This window comes from Streptomyces sp. NPDC001502 (assembly GCF_042894785.1).
GTDB lineage: Bacteria > Actinomycetota > Actinomycetes > Streptomycetales > Streptomycetaceae > Streptomyces > Streptomyces kutzneri.
The window spans coordinates 1-16,333 of the sequence record NZ_JBIAVW010000009.1 but is presented as its reverse complement, the minus strand read 5'-3'; the positions used below and the strand labels follow the sequence as shown (position 1 = coordinate 16,333).

Annotated in this window: 15 protein-coding genes and 1 tRNA gene; 2 read left to right on the top strand and 14 right to left on the bottom strand. The window is 68.1% G+C overall.

Annotation, left to right across the window (positions count from 1 at the left end):
- Positions 1-12 precede the first annotated feature (12 nt).
- The 9 genes from rpoB to ACFY0D_RS17190 form a co-directional block, all read right to left on the bottom strand.
- Positions 13-3,495, bottom strand: coding sequence for a DNA-directed RNA polymerase subunit beta (gene rpoB / locus ACFY0D_RS17230; protein WP_030008451.1), 3,483 nt, complete (start codon positions 3,493-3,495; stop codon positions 13-15).
- Between the two features lie 576 nt (positions 3,496-4,071).
- Positions 4,072-4,452 carry a 50S ribosomal protein L7/L12 gene (rplL, locus tag ACFY0D_RS17225; protein WP_030725973.1) on the bottom strand — a complete coding sequence of 127 codons (381 nt, stop codon included), beginning with the start codon at positions 4,450-4,452 and terminating at the stop codon, positions 4,072-4,074.
- Between the two features lie 110 nt (positions 4,453-4,562).
- Positions 4,563-5,093 carry a 50S ribosomal protein L10 gene (gene rplJ / locus ACFY0D_RS17220; protein ID WP_030008449.1) on the bottom strand — a complete coding sequence of 177 codons (531 nt, stop codon included), beginning with the start codon at positions 5,091-5,093 and terminating at the stop codon, positions 4,563-4,565.
- 247 nt (positions 5,094-5,340) lie between these two features.
- Positions 5,341-6,246 (bottom strand): hypothetical protein, encoded by a 906-nt coding sequence (locus ACFY0D_RS17215; RefSeq protein ID WP_390799106.1) that lies wholly within the window; start codon positions 6,244-6,246, stop codon positions 5,341-5,343.
- Between the two features lie 243 nt (positions 6,247-6,489).
- A complete protein-coding gene (gene rplA / locus ACFY0D_RS17210; RefSeq protein WP_030008446.1) occupies positions 6,490-7,218 on the bottom strand; it encodes a 50S ribosomal protein L1 in 729 nt (242 codons plus the stop codon).
- Between the two features lie 88 nt (positions 7,219-7,306).
- On the bottom strand, positions 7,307-7,741 hold the full coding sequence (rplK, locus tag ACFY0D_RS17205) for a 50S ribosomal protein L11 (RefSeq protein WP_030008445.1): 435 nt from the start codon (positions 7,739-7,741) through the stop codon (positions 7,307-7,309).
- A gap of 165 nt (positions 7,742-7,906) precedes the next feature.
- A complete protein-coding gene (gene nusG, locus ACFY0D_RS17200) occupies positions 7,907-8,827 on the bottom strand; it encodes a transcription termination/antitermination protein NusG (RefSeq protein WP_390799105.1) in 921 nt (306 codons plus the stop codon).
- A gap of 83 nt (positions 8,828-8,910) precedes the next feature.
- Entirely contained in the window at positions 8,911-9,192 is a 282-nt protein-coding gene (gene secE / locus ACFY0D_RS17195; protein WP_030388883.1) for a preprotein translocase subunit SecE, read from the bottom strand.
- A gap of 106 nt (positions 9,193-9,298) precedes the next feature.
- Positions 9,299-9,371: transfer RNA gene (locus ACFY0D_RS17190), tRNA-Trp, on the bottom strand.
- A 193-nt stretch (positions 9,372-9,564) separates the two neighbouring features.
- Here ACFY0D_RS17190 and ACFY0D_RS17185 point away from each other — a divergent pair.
- A complete protein-coding gene (locus ACFY0D_RS17185) occupies positions 9,565-10,791 on the top strand; it encodes a pyridoxal phosphate-dependent aminotransferase (protein ID WP_266603862.1) in 1,227 nt (408 codons plus the stop codon).
- A 245-nt stretch (positions 10,792-11,036) separates the two neighbouring features.
- Positions 11,037-12,056: an adenosine deaminase gene (locus ACFY0D_RS17180; RefSeq protein ID WP_390799104.1), complete on the top strand. Its 1,020-nt coding sequence runs from the start codon at positions 11,037-11,039 to the stop codon at positions 12,054-12,056.
- On the opposite strand, the gene ACFY0D_RS17175 is transcribed toward ACFY0D_RS17180, so the two are convergent.
- The 5 genes from ACFY0D_RS17175 to ACFY0D_RS17155 form a co-directional block, all read right to left on the bottom strand.
- Entirely contained in the window at positions 12,046-12,462 is a 417-nt protein-coding gene (locus ACFY0D_RS17175; protein ID WP_030011236.1) for a hypothetical protein, read from the bottom strand. The two genes, ACFY0D_RS17180 and ACFY0D_RS17175, sit on opposite strands and share 11 nt — an antisense overlap.
- A 16-nt stretch (positions 12,463-12,478) precedes the next feature.
- The gene (locus ACFY0D_RS17170) at positions 12,479-13,618 is read right to left on the bottom strand and encodes a UDP-N-acetylmuramate dehydrogenase (protein WP_390799338.1); all 1,140 of its coding nucleotides are present in this window, start codon (positions 13,616-13,618) and stop codon (positions 12,479-12,481) included.
- On the bottom strand, positions 13,615-14,013 hold the full coding sequence (locus tag ACFY0D_RS17165; protein WP_390799103.1) for a DUF3291 domain-containing protein: 399 nt from the start codon (positions 14,011-14,013) through the stop codon (positions 13,615-13,617). The genes ACFY0D_RS17170 and ACFY0D_RS17165 overlap by 4 nt, the downstream gene beginning before the upstream one ends.
- A 41-nt stretch (positions 14,014-14,054) precedes the next feature.
- Positions 14,055-15,497, bottom strand: coding sequence for an MFS transporter (locus ACFY0D_RS17160; RefSeq protein ID WP_390799102.1), 1,443 nt, complete (start codon positions 15,495-15,497; stop codon positions 14,055-14,057).
- Between the two features lie 81 nt (positions 15,498-15,578).
- A complete protein-coding gene (locus ACFY0D_RS17155) occupies positions 15,579-16,148 on the bottom strand; it encodes a TetR/AcrR family transcriptional regulator (protein ID WP_390799101.1) in 570 nt (189 codons plus the stop codon).
- Positions 16,149-16,333: the final 185 nt, after the last annotated feature.

Genomic DNA, 16,333 nt, shown 5'->3' with positions numbered 1-16,333 from the left:
CCGTCAGGCCCGTCAGACCTCTTCGACGCTGCTCGGCTCGCGCCGGGACAGGTCGATACCGAGCTCCTCCGCCGCGCGGAAGACGTCCTCGTCGGTGTCGCGCATCTCGATGGACATGCCGTCCGAGGACAGCACCTCCACGTTGAGGCAGAGCGACTGCATTTCCTTGATGAGCACCTTGAAGGACTCGGGAATGCCCGGCTCGGGGATGTTCTCGCCCTTGACGATGGCCTCGTAGACCTTCACGCGGCCGGTGACGTCGTCGGACTTGATGGTCAGCAGCTCCTGGAGGGCGTAAGCGGCGCCATAAGCCTCAAGCGCCCACACCTCCATCTCACCGAAGCGCTGGCCACCGAACTGCGCCTTACCACCCAGCGGCTGCTGCGTGATCATCGAGTACGGACCGGTCGACCGAGCGTGGAGCTTGTCGTCGACCAGGTGGTGGAGCTTGAGGATGTACATGTACCCGATCGAGATCGGGTCCGGGAACGGCTCGCCGGAGCGGCCGTCGAACAGGCGCGCCTTACCGGACGGGAGGACCAGGCGGTCACCGTCGCGGTTCGGGATGGTGTGCTCGAAGAGGCCGGCGAGCTCATCCTCGCGGGCACCGTCGAACACGGGGGTGGCGACGTTGGTACCGGGCTCGACACGGTCGGCCCCGATGACCTTCAGACGCTCGGCCCACTCCTCGCCGAGCCCGGAGACGTCCCAGCCGCGGCTGGCGAGCCAGCCGAGGTGGATCTCCAGGACCTGTCCCGGGTTCATTCGGGACGGGACACCCAGCGGGTTCAGGATGATGTCGACCGGCGTGCCGTCCTCAAGGAAGGGCATGTCCTCGATCGGAAGGATCTTGGAGATGACACCCTTGTTGCCGTGGCGGCCGGCGAGCTTGTCACCGTCGGTGATCTTGCGCTTCTGGGCGACGTAGACGCGGACCAGCTGGTTCACGCCCGGAGGAAGCTCGTCGCCCTCCTCGCGGTCGAAGACGCGGACACCGATGACCTTGCCGATCTCACCGTGAGGGACCTTGAGCGAGGTGTCACGCACCTCGCGGGCCTTCTCACCGAAGATCGCGCGGAGCAGGCGCTCCTCCGGGGTCAGCTCGGTCTCACCCTTGGGCGTGACCTTGCCGACCAGGATGTCGCCGGCGACGACGTCCGCACCGATGCGGATGATGCCGCGCTCGTCGAGGTCGGCGAGGACCTCCTCGGAGACGTTCGGGATGTCCCGGGTGATCTCCTCGGGGCCCAGCTTGGTGTCACGGGCGTCGACCTCGTGCTCCTCGATGTGGATCGAGGAGAGGACGTCGTCCTGCACGAGGCGCTGCGACAGGATGATCGCGTCCTCGTAGTTGTGACCTTCCCACGGCATGAACGCGACGAGCAGGTTCTTGCCGAGGGCCATTTCGCCCTCTTCGGTCGCGGGACCGTCGGCGAGGACCTGGGACTCGATGATCCGGTCACCCTCGTTGACGATGACCTTCTGGTTGACCGAGGTGCCCTGGTTCGAGCGGGAGAACTTGGCGACGCGGTACGTGGTGTACGTGCCGTCGTCGTTGGCGACGGTGATGTAGTCGGCCGAGACCTCCTGGACGACACCGTCCTTCTCCGCACGGATCGAGTCACCGGCGTCGACCGCACAGCGGTACTCCATGCCGGTGCCCACCAGCGGGGCCTCCGCCTTGATGAGCGGAACGGCCTGGCGCATCATGTTCGCGCCCATGAGGGCACGGTTGGCGTCGTCGTGCTCCAGGAAGGGGATCATCGCGGTCGCGACGGACACCATCTGGCGCGGGGAGACGTCCATGTAGTCGACGTCGTCGCCGGCGATGTAGTCGATCTCGCCACCACGACGGCGCACCAGCACGCGGTTCTCGGTGAAGCGCATGTCCTCGGACAGGCCGGCGTTGGCCTGGGCGATGACGAAGCGGTCTTCCTCGTCGGCCGTCAGGTAGTCGACCTCGTCGGTGACGACACCGTCGATGACCTTGCGGTACGGGGTCTCGACGAAACCGAACGCGTTGACGCGACCGTAGGACGCGAGCGAGCCGATCAGACCGATGTTCGGGCCTTCAGGGGTCTCGATCGGGCACATGCGGCCGTAGTGCGACGGGTGAACGTCACGGACCTCGAAGCCGGCCCGCTCACGGGACAGACCGCCGGGGCCCAGCGCCGACAGACGGCGCTTGTGGGTCAGGCCCGAGAGCGGGTTGTTCTGGTCCATGAACTGCGACAGCTGGCTGGTGCCGAAGAACTCCTTGATGGAGGCGACGACCGGCCGGATGTTGATCAGGGTCTGCGGCGTGATGGCCTCGACGTCCTGGGTCGTCATGCGCTCGCGGACGACGCGCTCCATACGAGCCAGACCCGTGCGGACCTGGTTCTGGATGAGCTCGCCGACGTTACGCAGACGACGGTTGCCGAAGTGGTCGATGTCATCGGTCTCGACCACGATCGAACGGCCGGACTCGCCGGTCGTCTCGGTCTCGCCGGCGTGCAGCTTGACCAGGTACTTGATCGTCGCGATGACGTCGTCGGTGGTGAGCACACCGGCGTCGAGCGGCTCGTCGGCGCCGAGCTTCTTGTTCACCTTGTAGCGGCCGACCTTGGCGAGGTCGTAGCGCTTCGGGTTGAAGTAGAGGTTCTCGAGCAGCGTCTGAGCAGCCTCGCGGGTCGGCGGTTCGCCCGGACGCAGCTTGCGGTAGATGTCGAGCAGCGCGTCGTCCTGACCCTGGGTGTGGTCCTTCTCCAGGGTGGCGCGCATGGACTCGTACTCGCCGAACTCCTCAAGGATCTGCTCGGTGGTCCAGCCGAGAGCCTTCAGGAGAACGGTGACGGACTGCTTGCGCTTGCGGTCGATGCGGACACCGACCATGTCGCGCTTGTCGATCTCCATCTCCAGCCAGGCACCCCGGGACGGGATGATCTTGGCGGAGAAGATGTCCTTGTCGGACGTCTTGTCGATGGAGGAGTCGAAGTAGACACCGGGGGAGCGGACAAGCTGCGACACGACGACACGCTCGGTGCCGTTGATGACGAAGGTGCCCTTGTTGGTCATGAGCGGGAAATCGCCCATGAAGACCGTCTGAGACTTGATCTCTCCGGTCTCGTTGTTCGTGAACTCGGCAGTAACGAACAGCGGAGCCGCGTACGTGAAGTCGCGCTCCTTGCACTCGTCGACAGAGTTCTTCGCCGGCTCGAAACGGTGGTCGCGGAAGGTCAGCGACATCGACCCGGAGAAGTCCTCGATCGGCGAGATCTCCTCGAAGATCTCTTCCAGACCGGACTTGGTGGGGACGTCCTGTCCACTCTCAAGCGCCGACTCGACGCGAGACTTCCAGGCGGCATTGCCGAGAAGCCAGTCAAAGCTCTCGGTCTGCAGCGCCAGGAGGTTCGGAACCTCGAGGGGCTCCTTGATCTTTGCAAAGGAGATGCGCAGCGGGGCGGTGCTGGCACCGTTGTTCGTATTGGTCGAGGCGTTGCGCGAGGCGGCCAAGAGGGGGTCCTTCCGAGGGCTCGGACTCACTACGCGCGTACCGGTCCCAGCAGACACAGAAGACAAGCCCCCCAAATCCAACCGAAAAGGCCAGGTCAGGGTGGATCAATCAAGTGTGCTCAAGCGTGGGCATGTCCCTGGCGACGGGCAGGGGACAGCTAACAGGCAGCGCAAAGGGTCAGTGTAGCCACTCGGCTCACTGATGTCCAGACCAGGTTTCCGGAAACCGGCAACAGGCCTTCCCCATGTCGTTCAACCAACACTGTGTCCAACGCTGCGGCGCCCGTACTCGTGCACAGAGCGCGTATCAGTACTGCCCTCTTCGTAGTCGATCCATGCCTCGGATCTCGGATCCAGGTGGTCGACCTCTCGACGGGACTGAGAATTGCGCGCCGCGTCCCGTTCGTCAAGGCCCCCTGCTCCGAGCGGATCATCTTCGGACCCTGCATCGGAGCAACGATGATCACCCTACTCCCCAACGAGACCAGGGCAAGTCAGGCACTACGGGTACGCCAAAGGGCGACCACCCTTACGGGTGATCGCCCTTGGTTGAGGCCCTGGAGGGCCTCAGAGGTGTTACTTGACCTCGACAGCCGCGCCGGCAGCCTTGAGGGACTCGGCGGCCTTGTCAGCGGCCTCCTTGGCGACCTTCTCGAGGACCGGCTTCGGAGCGCCGTCCACGAGGTCCTTGGCCTCCTTCAGACCCAGGGAGGTCAGCTCACGCACGACCTTGATGACCTGGATCTTCTTGTCGCCGGCACCGGTGAGGATGACGTCGAACTCGTCCTGCTCCTCGGGGGCGTCGGCAACCGGGCCACCGGCGGCCGGGGCAGCGGCGACGGCCGCGGCGGCGGTGACGTCGAACTTCTCCTCGAAGGCCTTGACGAACTCGGAGAGCTCGATGAGGGTCATCTCCTCGAACTGGGCGAGGAGGTCGTCCTGAGAGAGCTTCGCCATGATGGGCGATCCTTCCACTAAATCGGCAGGTGCCGGATGTATATAGAGGCGGGCGTAACGGCCCGCTACGACCCACGCACTAGGCGGCGTGGATCAGTGCGCGAGCCGAATTACTCGGCACCGCCCTGCTCGGCGAGCTTGACGCGAAGCGCTTCCGCGGTGCGGACGAACTTCGACGGCAGCGCCTGGAAGAGCGAGGCAGCCTGAGACTGCTTGCCCTTGAACGCGCCGGCCAGCTTGCTGAGCAGAACCTCGCGGGACTCAAGGTCCGCAAGCTTCTTGATCTCATCGGCGGTGAGCGCCTTACCATCAAGGACACCCGCCTTGATGATGAGGTTCGGGTTGTCCTTGGCGAAGTCACGCAGGCTCTTCGCCGACTCCACCGGGTCACCGGTGATGAAGGCGACCGCGGTCGGACCAGCGAAGTGCTCGTCCAGCGCGGTGATCCCGGCCTGGTTGGCCGCAATCTTGGTCAGCGTGTTCTTCACCACGGCGTACTGGGCGTTCTCACCAAGGGAGCGACGCAGCGTCTTGAGCTGCGCGACGGTGAGACCCCGGTACTCGGTCAGCACGGCGGCGTTCGAGCTCTGGAACGCGTCCTTGAGCTCGGCTACCGATGCAGCCTTGTTGGGCGTCGGCATGGTGCGTTCGCCTCCTTCCGGGTGATGAGGACCGCTCAGAAGGGGCTGAAATAAGAAACGCCCCGGCATAGGCGCCAGGGCGTGGCTCAACCGGAACGAATTCCGGGAACCTTCCACAGTCACCTACGCGGGTCGTCCGCATTCAACGGATCCTTCGGCCACCGAACCCTTGCGGGCACGGCAACGACCAGCGGTCTTTGGCTTCTGGAGAAGACTACGTGAAGGGGTGCAGCCGAGGCAAATCGCCTCAGGAGTCGAGGTCCAGGCCGCCCAGTCCGGCGTCCCGGAGCTTCTGGTCGGCCTCCTTCAGCTTGCGGTCGGTCTCCTTGTTCAGGTCGTCGAGGGAGACGACCTGCTCGGCCGGCGGGGCCTGGACCGGGGCTGCGGCGGCGAAGTCGGAGAACTTCGCCGTGGTCTTCCTCGTGCCCTCACCGTCCGTGCTCACGGTGTCCGCGCGGACCGGGTAGCCGTCCTTTCCGATCCACAGGTCCACCTCGAAGGTGGTGATGTGCTGCACGGCCTCGTGGAGGTACTGGCGGTTCGCCTCCTCCATGACCTTGGTGGACTCGTCCGCCTTGAGCAGGTCCGCGGTGGTGAAGCTGCCCTTGTAGTGCTCGGCGTCGATGCCGTCGGCCGTCTTCTCGGCGCCGACGTGCGTGAGCTTCTCCTGGCCCAGCAGCATCGCGAGGTACTCGGCCGGGTCGTCGTTGAGCCGGACCCCTGGCTTGCCGTCCTTGGCCAGGTTCATGCTCATCCAGGTCTTGCCGTCCCGGGGCTGGGCCAGGCCGGTGTACGTCATGTCGCCGATCATGATCGAGCGGGTGTCGGGCTTCTCGCTCTTGAGGATCACGTCGTGGCTGGACGGGTACCAGCCCTTGGTCCCGGACTGACCGCGGGTCTTGCCGTCGGCCCCGACCATGGACAGCTCCGCCTTGGCGAACTTGGCGGCCACCGTCTTCAGGTAGGACGCCTTCACCGCCTCCACGGAGGAATGCGCCTTCGCCTCGGCTCCCTTGCCCCCGTCGGCCTTGCCGGTGCCGGCGTCGGCCTTGTCGCCACCGCAGGCCGTGAGGCCGCCCACGAGCAGTGCGGTGCCCGCCACCGCGATACCGGCCCGGGTCCGGACAGCCTTCTTCATCTGGTTCTCCCCCATGCGTGGATCCGTGCGTGGATCTTTGTTCTGAGAATTCGTACGACTGGCGGCACGCGGGACGGTCAGGCCCCCGCGCCCTGCGATCAATCGCTTGTTCGATCCGACCCTACGTTCCCGCTCTGTCGGGTCGCGCCCCCTTAAGCCCCCATCAAGGGGTATGTGGCCCCGAACACGGAAGCGGGCCCCCCGCCACCCTGTGAAGGGGGCGAGGGGCCCGCTGAGCCACTCGGTGAGCCGTCAGGCTCAGACAGCAGCCGGGTCTTCCTCGACGAGGAGGTTCCGGGTGCGGTTCGGGTCCAGCTGGATGCCGGGGCCCATGGTGGTGCTGAGGGCGGCCTTCTTGATGTAGCGGCCCTTCGCGGCGGACGGCTTCAGACGAAGGATCTCGTCCAGGGCCGCGCCGTAGTTCTCGACCAGCTTGTCATCGGAGAAGGAGACCTTGCCGATGATGAAGTGCAGGTTCGAGTGCTTGTCGACGCGGAACTCGATCTTGCCACCCTTGATCTCGGTGACAGCCTTCGCGACGTCCATCGTGACGGTGCCGGTCTTCGGGTTCGGCATCAGGCCACGGGGACCGAGCACGCGGCCGAGGCGGCCGACCTTGCCCATGAGGTCCGGGGTGGCCACAACGGCGTCGAACTCGTTCAGGCGGTTGCCCTTGGCGATCTCGTTGATCAGCTCGTCGTCGCCGACAATGTCGGCGCCGGCGGCTTCCGCGGCCGCAGCACGGTCACCGGTCGCGAAGACCAGGACCCGGGCGGTCTTGCCGGTGCCGTGCGGGAGGTTCACGGTGCCACGGACCATCTGGTCGGCCTTGCGCGGGTCGACACCCAGGCGGAAGGCGACCTCGACGGTGCTGTCGAACTTGGTCGCGGAGGTCTCCTTGGCGAGACGGACGGCCTCGAGCGGGGCGTACAGCTTCTCCCGGTCGACCTTGGCGTCCGCAGCGCGGAGAGTCTTGCTGCGCTTCACTTCTGCTCCTGTGTTTTGGCTTCAGGCATGGAGTCGTGGTGCGGACCAGCGCTTGGCCCTACCACTGATGGTGCTGGGGGTGGCTGGATCAGCCTTCGACGGTGACGCCCATCGAACGCGCGGTGCCGGCAATGATCTTGACGGCGGCGTCGATGTCGTTGGCGTTCAGGTCGGGCATCTTCAGCTCGGCGATCTCCTTGACCTGGGCAGCCGTGAGCTTGGCGACCTTGGTCTTGTGGGGCTCGCCGGAGCCCTTCTCGATGCCCGCGTGCTTCAGGATGAGGCGCGCGGCCGGCGGAGTCTTGGTGATGAAGGTGAAGGAGCGGTCGTCGTAGACCGTGATCTCCACCGGCACGACCATGCCACGCTGCGACTCGGTCGCGGCGTTGTAGGCCTTGCAGAACTCCATGATGTTGACGCCGTGCTGACCGAGCGCGGGGCCGACCGGCGGAGCCGGGTTGGCCGCACCGGCCTTGATCTGGAGCTTGATAAGCCCCGTGACCTTCTTCTTCTTGGGAGGCATTGCTCTCTCCGGGTCCTAGTGAGAGTTTTCAGCCGCCGATCCGGTCATCCGGATGGAGGCATACCGCACCACGATAACGGGTATCGGTGCGGGGCTAAAAACCGAGCAGGTCAGACCGCCCTTCACGGGGCGATCTGACCTGTCCGGAAGCTGTCGCTCAGAAGATCAGTTCTTCTGGATCTGGTCGAAGCTGAGCTCGACCGGGGTCTCGCGGCCGAAGATCTCGACGAGGCCCTTGACCTTCTTCGAGTCGGGGTTGATCTCGTTGATGGTCGCCTGCAGCGTCGCGAACGGGCCGTCGGTGACGGTGACCGAGTCGCCGACCTCGAAGTCCAGGACCTCGATGGTGCGCTTGACGGCGGGCGCGGGCAGACCGGCCTCTTCCGCGGCGGCCTTGGCGGCCTTCTCCTGCGCCTCCGGGGCGAGCATCTTGACGATCTCGTCCAGGGTCAGCGGGTACGGGTCGTACGCGTTGCCGACGAAGCCGGTGACGCCAGGCGTGTTGCGGACGACACCCCAGGACTCGTTCGTCAGATCCATGCGGACGAGAACGTAGCCGGGCAGCTTGTTCTGCCGGACGTTCTTGCGCTCGCCGTTCTTGATCTGGACGATCTCTTCCTCGGGCACCTCGGCCTGGTAGATGAACTCCTCGACGTTCAGCGAGACGGCGCGCTGCTCCAGGTTGGCCTTCACGCGCTTCTCGTAGCCGGCGTAGGTGTGGATCACGTACCACTCGCCGGGGAGCAGGCGCAGCTCCTCGCGCAGGGCCTGGATGGGGTCGACGGGCTCGGCGGGCTCGACCGGAGCGGCTTCTTCGGCCTCTTCCTCGTCGGCCTCGGCGTCGTCAGCAGCCTCTTCGAGCTCGGCGTCGACCTCGATCTCGACGTCAACCTCGGCGTCGTCCTCGTCCTCGTCGTCCTCGTCGGACTCGACGTGCATCGCGGCCTCTTCGGCGGCGACACCCGCCTCGACGTCGGCGAGCTCGGCCTCGTCGGGCTCCACAGCGTCCGCCGCCTCGACGATGTCGAGCTCGTCCTCGACGGACTCGACGGAGTCGTGGCTCGCGTTCAGGTTCGGGTCAGACACGGTGGCTGCTTCTTCCTGGATACAAAAGGTGGTGGAACATGCGAAAACGGGCGACACCATCAAGGCGCCGCCCTCCGCGGGGATCAGCCGAAGACGAACTTGATGGCTTTTTCAAACCCAAAGTCAATCACGGTCACCAGACCGATCATGATGACCACGAAGACAATCACCACGGTGGTGTACGTCGTGAGCTGGTTGCGAGTCGGCCAAACAACCTTGCGGAGTTCCGCGACAATCTGGCGGTAGAAAAGCGCGAGCCGGCCCAGAGGGCCCTTCTTGCCGCGCTTGCCGCCCTTGCGGGCCTTCTTCTCGCGCGTCTCGTCCTCGGCGTCAGGCATGTCGATGGAGCCCAGGGCGTCCGTCACGTCTCTCACCTGAATCCGGGTCGTGGCCGTACCGCGCCCGGTTGCGCCGCACGGCGTTGCATCAAAGTACGTACCTGCGCACACACGTCCGAGATGGAGTGTGGAGCAGGGCCGGAGGGACTCGAACCCCCAACCGCTGGTTTTGGAGACCAGTGCTCTACCAATTGAGCTACGACCCTTTGCGTCCCCCAACCTACCGCATCCGAGCGAGTGCACGGAGTGCTCACGCTTTGCAGCGGCTGGCGAGGTCCAACGACAGGTGAGTGTACGTGAACCGGGCCGTGACGTCGAACAGCGCCTGAGCTGACATGCGTCGGTCCGTTGACTGAAACGGTGTGCGGCGGTTCTTTGCCGTCTGGGACGATTGCCCGCATGACCTCTGCAACGCCTTCCTCCGAGCGCCGGGTGTCCGCCCGTATCGGCGCCATTTCCGAGTCCGCCACCCTCGCCGTGGACGCCAAGGCCAAGGCCCTCAAGGCCGCCGGGCGCCCGGTGATCGGCTTCGGTGCCGGCGAGCCCGACTTCCCGACCCCGGACTACATCGTCGAGGCGGCGGTCGAGGCCTGCCGCAACCCCAAGTACCACCGCTACACGCCGGCCGGCGGTCTGCCCGAGCTGAAGGCCGCGATCGCCGCCAAGACGCTGCGCGACTCCGGCTACGAGGTGGACGCCTCGCAGGTCCTGGTGACCAACGGCGGCAAGCAGGCGATCTACGAGGCCTTCGCGGCCGTCCTGGACCCGGGTGACGAGGTCATCGTCCCGGCCCCGTACTGGACCACCTACCCGGAGTCCATCCGTCTCGCCGGCGGTGTCCCGGTCGAGGTCGTCGCCGACGAGACCACCGGCTACCGCGTCTCCGTCGAGCAGCTGGAGGCCGCGCGCACCGAGCGCACCAAGGTCGTCCTGTTCGTCTCCCCGTCCAACCCGACCGGCTCGGTCTACAGCGAGGCCGACGCCCGCGCGATCGGCGAGTGGGCCGCCGAGCACGGCCTGTGGGTGCTGACGGACGAGATCTACGAGCACCTCGTCTACGGCGAGGCGAAGTTCACCTCGCTGCCGGTCCTGGTCCCGGCCCTGCGCGACAAGTGCATCATCGTCAACGGCGTCGCCAAGACGTACGCGATGACGGGCTGGCGCGTGGGCTGGGTCATCGCCCCGCAGGACGTCATCAAGGCGGCGACCAACCTGCAGTCGCACGCCACCTCCAACGTCTCCAACGTGGCGCAGGTCGCCGCGCTGGCCGCCGTCTCGGGCAACCTCGACGCGGTCGCGGAGATGCGCAAGGCCTTCGACCGCCGCCGCCAGACGATGGTGAAGATGCTCAACGAGATCGACGGCGTCTTCTGCCCGACCCCCGAGGGCGCGTTCTACGCGTACCCGTCGGTCAAGGAGCTCATCGGCAAGGAGATCCGCGGCAAGCGCCCGCAGAGCTCCGTCGAGCTCGCCGCCCTGATCCTGGACGAGGTCGAGGTCGCGGTCGTCCCGGGCGAGGCCTTCGGCACCCCCGGCTACCTGCGCCTGTCCTACGCCCTGGGCGACGAGGACCTGGTGGAGGGCGTATCCCGCATCCAGAAGCTCCTGGCGGAGGCCAAGGCCTGACGCGGCCCGCAGCGCGACCTGGGCGGCGGCACCCCTGGGGTGCCGCCGCCCAGGTGTTTCCGGCCCCGCCGGCTCCCCCGGCCCCGCCAGGGGGCACCTCCCAGCGGTAGCTGGGGGAGTTTGAGGCGCGGGGGTCCGGGGGCAGCGCCCCCGGCAACGGCGACGCACCCGTTCACGCGTTCGCGCAAGCCCCCGATCGGTAAAACCCCCTCCCGCCGAGCGCAGCGGTACGGCAGGATCACCAGATGGAGCACGCACGCGATCTCACGCTTCTGCCCAAGGCCCACCTCCACCTGCACTTCACCGGGTCGATGCGGCCATCGACCCTGCTGGAGCTCGCCGACAAGTACGGCGTGCGCCTCCCCGACGCCCTCACGGCCGGGGAGCCGCCCAAGCTCCGCGCCACCGACGAGCGCGGCTGGTTCCGCTTCCAGCGGCTCTACGACGCCGCCCGCTCCTGCCTGCGCGAGCCCGACGACATCCGGCGCCTGGTCCGCGAGGCCGCGGAGGAGGACGTACGGGACGGCAGCGGCTGGCTGGAGATCCAGGTGGATCCCACCTCCTACGCCCCCCTGCTCGGCGGGATGATCCCGGCCGTCGAGATCATCCTCGACGCCGTCGACGCGGCCTCCCGCGAGACCGGCCTCGGCATGCGGGTCCTCATCGCCGCCAACCGCATGAAGCACCCCCTCGACGCCCGCACCCTCGCCCGCCTCGCCGTCCGTTACGCCGACCGCGGCATCGTCGGCTTCGGTCTCTCCAACGACGAGCGCCGCGGCATGGCCCGCGACTTCGACCGGGCCTTCGCCATCGCCCGCGAGGGCGGCCTCCTCGCCGCACCGCACGGCGGTGAGCTCACCGGCCCGTCCTCCGTCCGCGACTGCCTCGACGATCTGCACGCCTCCCGCATCGGGCACGGGGTGCGGGCCGCCGAGGACCCCCGGCTGCTCAAGCGGCTCGCCGACCGGCAGATCACCTGCGAGGTCTGCCCGGCCTCCAACGTCGCCCTCGGGGTCTACGAGCGGCCCGAGGACGTCCCGCTGCGCACCCTCTTCGAGGCCGGGGTCCCCATGGCGCTGGGCGCCGACGACCCGCTGCTCTTCGGGTCCCGGCTCGCGGCCCAGTACGAGATCGCCCGCCGCCACCACGCCTTCACGGACGCGGAGCTCGCCGAGCTGGCCCGCCAGTCGGTGCGCGCCAGCGCGGCTCCCGAAGAGGTGCAGGCCAAGCTGCTGGCGGGGATCGACCACTGGCTCACCGGGTGAGCCGCAGGTCCCCCTCGTAGCAGTCGGCGCGTACCCGCCCGCCGTCCAGGAAGCCGATCTCCAGGTGGGTGCGGCCCTGCTCGGGCAGGGCGAACTCGGCGACCGAGGCGACGGTCTCGCCGAGGTGCCGCAGGAAGGGGTGGTCGCCGAGGTCCTCACCGACCTCGATGCGGCCCCACTCCCCCATGTCGTACGCCGCGTGCGGGGTGGCGGACTCGACGATGAGGCACTGGTCGGATCCGGTGGTGATCCGGATGGTGTCGCCGATGCTGTCGATCAGCCAGACGTCGAGGGGCGCCTCGGAGCGTTCTCCGTCGCTGATGTGCCAGGACGCGACGACTCGGCTGAGCGTGCGCCCCACGAGACGGGTGGGGTCCGTACCGGCCCCGTGCAGGGGACAGAGCATGGGCGGCCGGGGCTCCTCAGATGCTGACGCCGACCGTCACCGGCTCGTTGACCAGGGTGACGCCGAAGGCCGCGTGGACGCCCGCGACGACCTCGCGGGCCAGGGTGAGGAGGTCCTCGGTGGTGGCCTCGCCGCGGTTGGTGAGGGCGAGGGTGTGTTTGGTGGAGATGCGCGCCGGGCCGGTGCCGTAGCCCTTGGTGAAACCGGCCTTGTCGATCAGCCAGGCCGCGCTGGTCTTCGTACGGCCGTCGCCGGCGGGGTACGCGGGCGGGGCGGTGTCGGGGCCGAGGCGGTCCTGGGCGCGGGCGAGGAAGGCGGCGTAGGCCTCGTCGGTCAGGATCGGGTTGTGGAAGAAGGAGCCGGCCGACCAGGTGTCGTGGTCGGCGGGGTCGAGGACCATGCCCTTGCCGGCGCGCAGCCGCAGCACCGTCTCGCGGGCGGTGGCGGCGGGGACCCGGTCGCCTGCCTCGACGCCGAGGGCGCGGGCGGTCTCGGGGTACTTGATCGGCGCGGACAGGCCGCCGGCGTCCTCCAGGGCGAAGCGCACGCGCAGGACGATGTAGCGGCCGGGCTGGTCCTTGAAGGTGCTGTTGCGGTACCGGAAGGCGCACTCGGCGGCGCTCAGGGTGACCGTTTCGCCGCTGGTGCGGTCGTAGGCGACGACCTCGGTGATGGTGTCGCAGACCTCCTGGCCGTACGCACCGACGTTCTGGATCGGGGTGGCGCCGGCCGAGCCGGGGATGCCCGCGAGGCACTCGACGCCGGCGAGGCCGGCCTCGACGGTGCGGGCGACGGCGTCGCTCCAGTTCTCGCCCGCGGCGAGCTCCAGCCCCGTCCCGTCCAGGTCGAATCCGGTGGTCGCGATGCGCAGGGCGGTGCCGTCGAAGCCCCGGTCGCCGATGACCAGGTTGCTGCCGCCGCCGATGACCAGGAGCGGGGTGCCGCTCTCGTCCGCGGCGCGCACGGTGGCGACGACCTCGGCGTCGGTGGTCGCGGTGACCAGGCGGGCGGCGGGACCACCGAGACGGAAGGTGGTCAGCGGGGCGAGGGGGGCATCGTGGAGTTCCTGCACGTGGACAAGAGTACGGTCCGTGCCCCTCGCATCCCTGCGGGGCCACGGACCGTACTCGCTCGTCCCCCGTACCGGCCGGGTCAGTAGCCCGTCTTCTGCTCTGCGAGGCGGCGTTCGGCGTCGGCCCAGGTGAGGGGGAGCTCACCGGCCCGCACGGTCCAGTAGGTGAAGGCCGATTCCTTCATGTACGCGCTGGCGGCGCGGGAGCTGGTGCGGTGGGGCTCGCTGCGGGCGAAGCGGTGGAGCGCGTCCCGGTCCTCCCAGGCGGAGAGGGTGAGGAAGGTCCGGCTGAAGACGCGGGCGCGCAGGGCGACGCCGTGGGCACCGGGGGCCTTGCGGATCTGGAGGATGATGCCGGGCGCCTTGAAGAAGAACTTGACGGCGCCGGCGAGCGTGGCGGTCTCGAAGCGGGAGGCCATGACGTAGACCTCGGCGTCGGGGGCTGCCTGGGTGGGCGTGGACCAGGGGATGTCGGGCATGGCGGGCGCTCCTTGTCGGTCTGGGTCGGGTGTGGGCGGGGTCAGCCGGCGGCGGGGACCTTGTCCGGGACGGCGGTGGTCCGGCCCGCGGGCACCGGGGCGGCCTTGGCCTTGCGGGGCACCAGCAGGGCCAGGGCGGCGGCGAGGGCGACCGCGCCGGCGCCGATCCACAGGGCGGGGATGGTGCCGTCGGTGAAGGCCTGCGGGGATTCGTAGCCGCCCTGGGAGGAGAAGACGGAGGCCAGGACCGCGACGCCGAGGGCTCCGCCGACCTCGCGCAGCGCGTTGTTGGTGCCGGAGGCCTTGCCCTGGTCGGCCGGGGTGACGGTGGACATCAGGACGTTGGCCGCGGGGGCGAAGTAGAGGGCCATACCGATGCCGCTGAGGATCAGCGGCGGGAGCTGGGCGGCGTACGAGACGTCCGCGCTCAGGATCGCCGCGAACCAGCCGAGACCGAGGGCCTGGAAGGCGAGCCCGGCGGCGACGACGGGACGGCCGCCGATGCGGTCGGAGAGGATCCCGGCCAGCGGGGCGACGATCATCGGCATTCCGGTCCAGGGGAGCATGCGCAGACCGGCCTCGGTGGGCGAGTAGCCGGCGACGCCCTGGAGGAACTGGCTGAGCAGGAAGATCGAGCCGAACATGCCGAGGAACATGAGCAGGCTGGCCAGGTTGATCCCGAGGAAGCCGCGGTCACGGAAGAGCCGCATGGGGAGCATGGGGTTGGCGTTGTTGAAGCCGTGGTGGATGAAGCCGCCGACGAGCGCGCTGCCGACGATCAGGCCGGTCAGGACGGGGGCGCTGGTCCAGCCCTCGGAGTTGGCGTTGACCAGGGCGTAGACGATGCCGAAGAGGCCGCCGCTGATGAGCAGGGTGCCCGGGATGTCGAGGCGAGCGCCGGGGGCGGTGGACTCGGCGAGGCGCAGGCGGGCGAGCGGGATCAGGGCGAGGCCTATCGGCACGTTGAGCCAAAAGATCCACTGCCAGGAGATGTGCTCGGTGAGGCTGCCGCCGATGAGGGGGCCGCTGGCGACGGCGAGGCCGGTGACGGCGCCGTAGATCCCGAGGGCCATGCCGCGGCGGGCGGCCGGGACGGCGGCGGTGAGCAGGGTGAGCGTGAGCGGCATCATGATCGCCGCGCCGACGCCCTGCACGGCGCGGGCGGCGATGAGCGCGTCGATGCCGGGCGAGAGAGCGGCCGCGGCGGAGGCGCCCGTGAAGACCGCGAGACCCGCGATGAACAGCCGGCGGCGGCCGAAGCGGTCCCCGAGGGCGGCACCGAACATGAGGAGGACGGCGAAGGTGAGCGTGTACGCGTTCACCGTCCACTCCAGGTCCTCCAGCTTGCCGCCGAGATCCTCACGGATGGCGGGGAGGGCGGTGGTGACGACCAGGTTGTCGAGTGCGGCCATGAAGCTGGCCACGCCGGTGAGGACGAGGGCCCAGACGGCGGGCCCCCGGAGCTTGGTGTCTTGCGTCTGCACGATTTCCCCCTGCGAGTTGTTAGTTATTGCTGACTAACTTTCATGATCATGAAAATGCGCGCGAGCAGATCTCGCGCGCCCTCACTTCTCCAGACGACGCGTGGCGCGCGCCGTCGGATAGAGCCCCTCCCAGACCCGGTGCTCCGGCGGGAAGCCCATGGCGGCGAGAGTGTTGATCAGCATTCCGTACGCCATGAAGGTCGTGGTCTCGCCGATGTCCCCGCCGAAGGGCACATGGACCGTGTCCCAGAGCTCCATCCAGCCCTTGCGCACGAGCTCGCCGAGCTCGTGGTCCCCGGCCGCCTCGGCGGCGGCGACGGTGACGTACATCTGGAGCTGCATCTGCAGCTTGTCGGGATCCTCGGCGATCAGCCGGGTGTAGGCGTTCGCCATCGCCTGCGTGGCCTCCTCCGCCTGCAGCCCTTCGGCGGCGGTGGCGAAGAGGTCGCGCGTCTCCCTCAGGCAGCGCTCGGCGGCGGCCAGGAAGATGGCCTGCTTACTGGGGAAGAGCCGGAAGAGGTACGGCTGCGAGACACCCACCCGCTTGGCGATCGCCTCGGTGGAGGTCCCGTAGTAACCCCCACGCGCGAACTCGTGCACCGCCGCGCGAATGACGCTCTCACGCCGCTCGTCTGCGCTCATCCTGACCATGAGACAAAGTTATTGCTCAATCACTAACTATGTCAAGGGACGGGGGGGTGGGGTGGGGCGGGGGCCGACTGGGCGGGGTCGGGGAGGCGGGGCGGGGGCTCGGGTAGTCGGGAGCTGCTCGATCGGTATCAGGGATGGGTATGGGGGTTTCCCGTCAGTCCCATCGTCCCTCCGTGTCGGGCCGG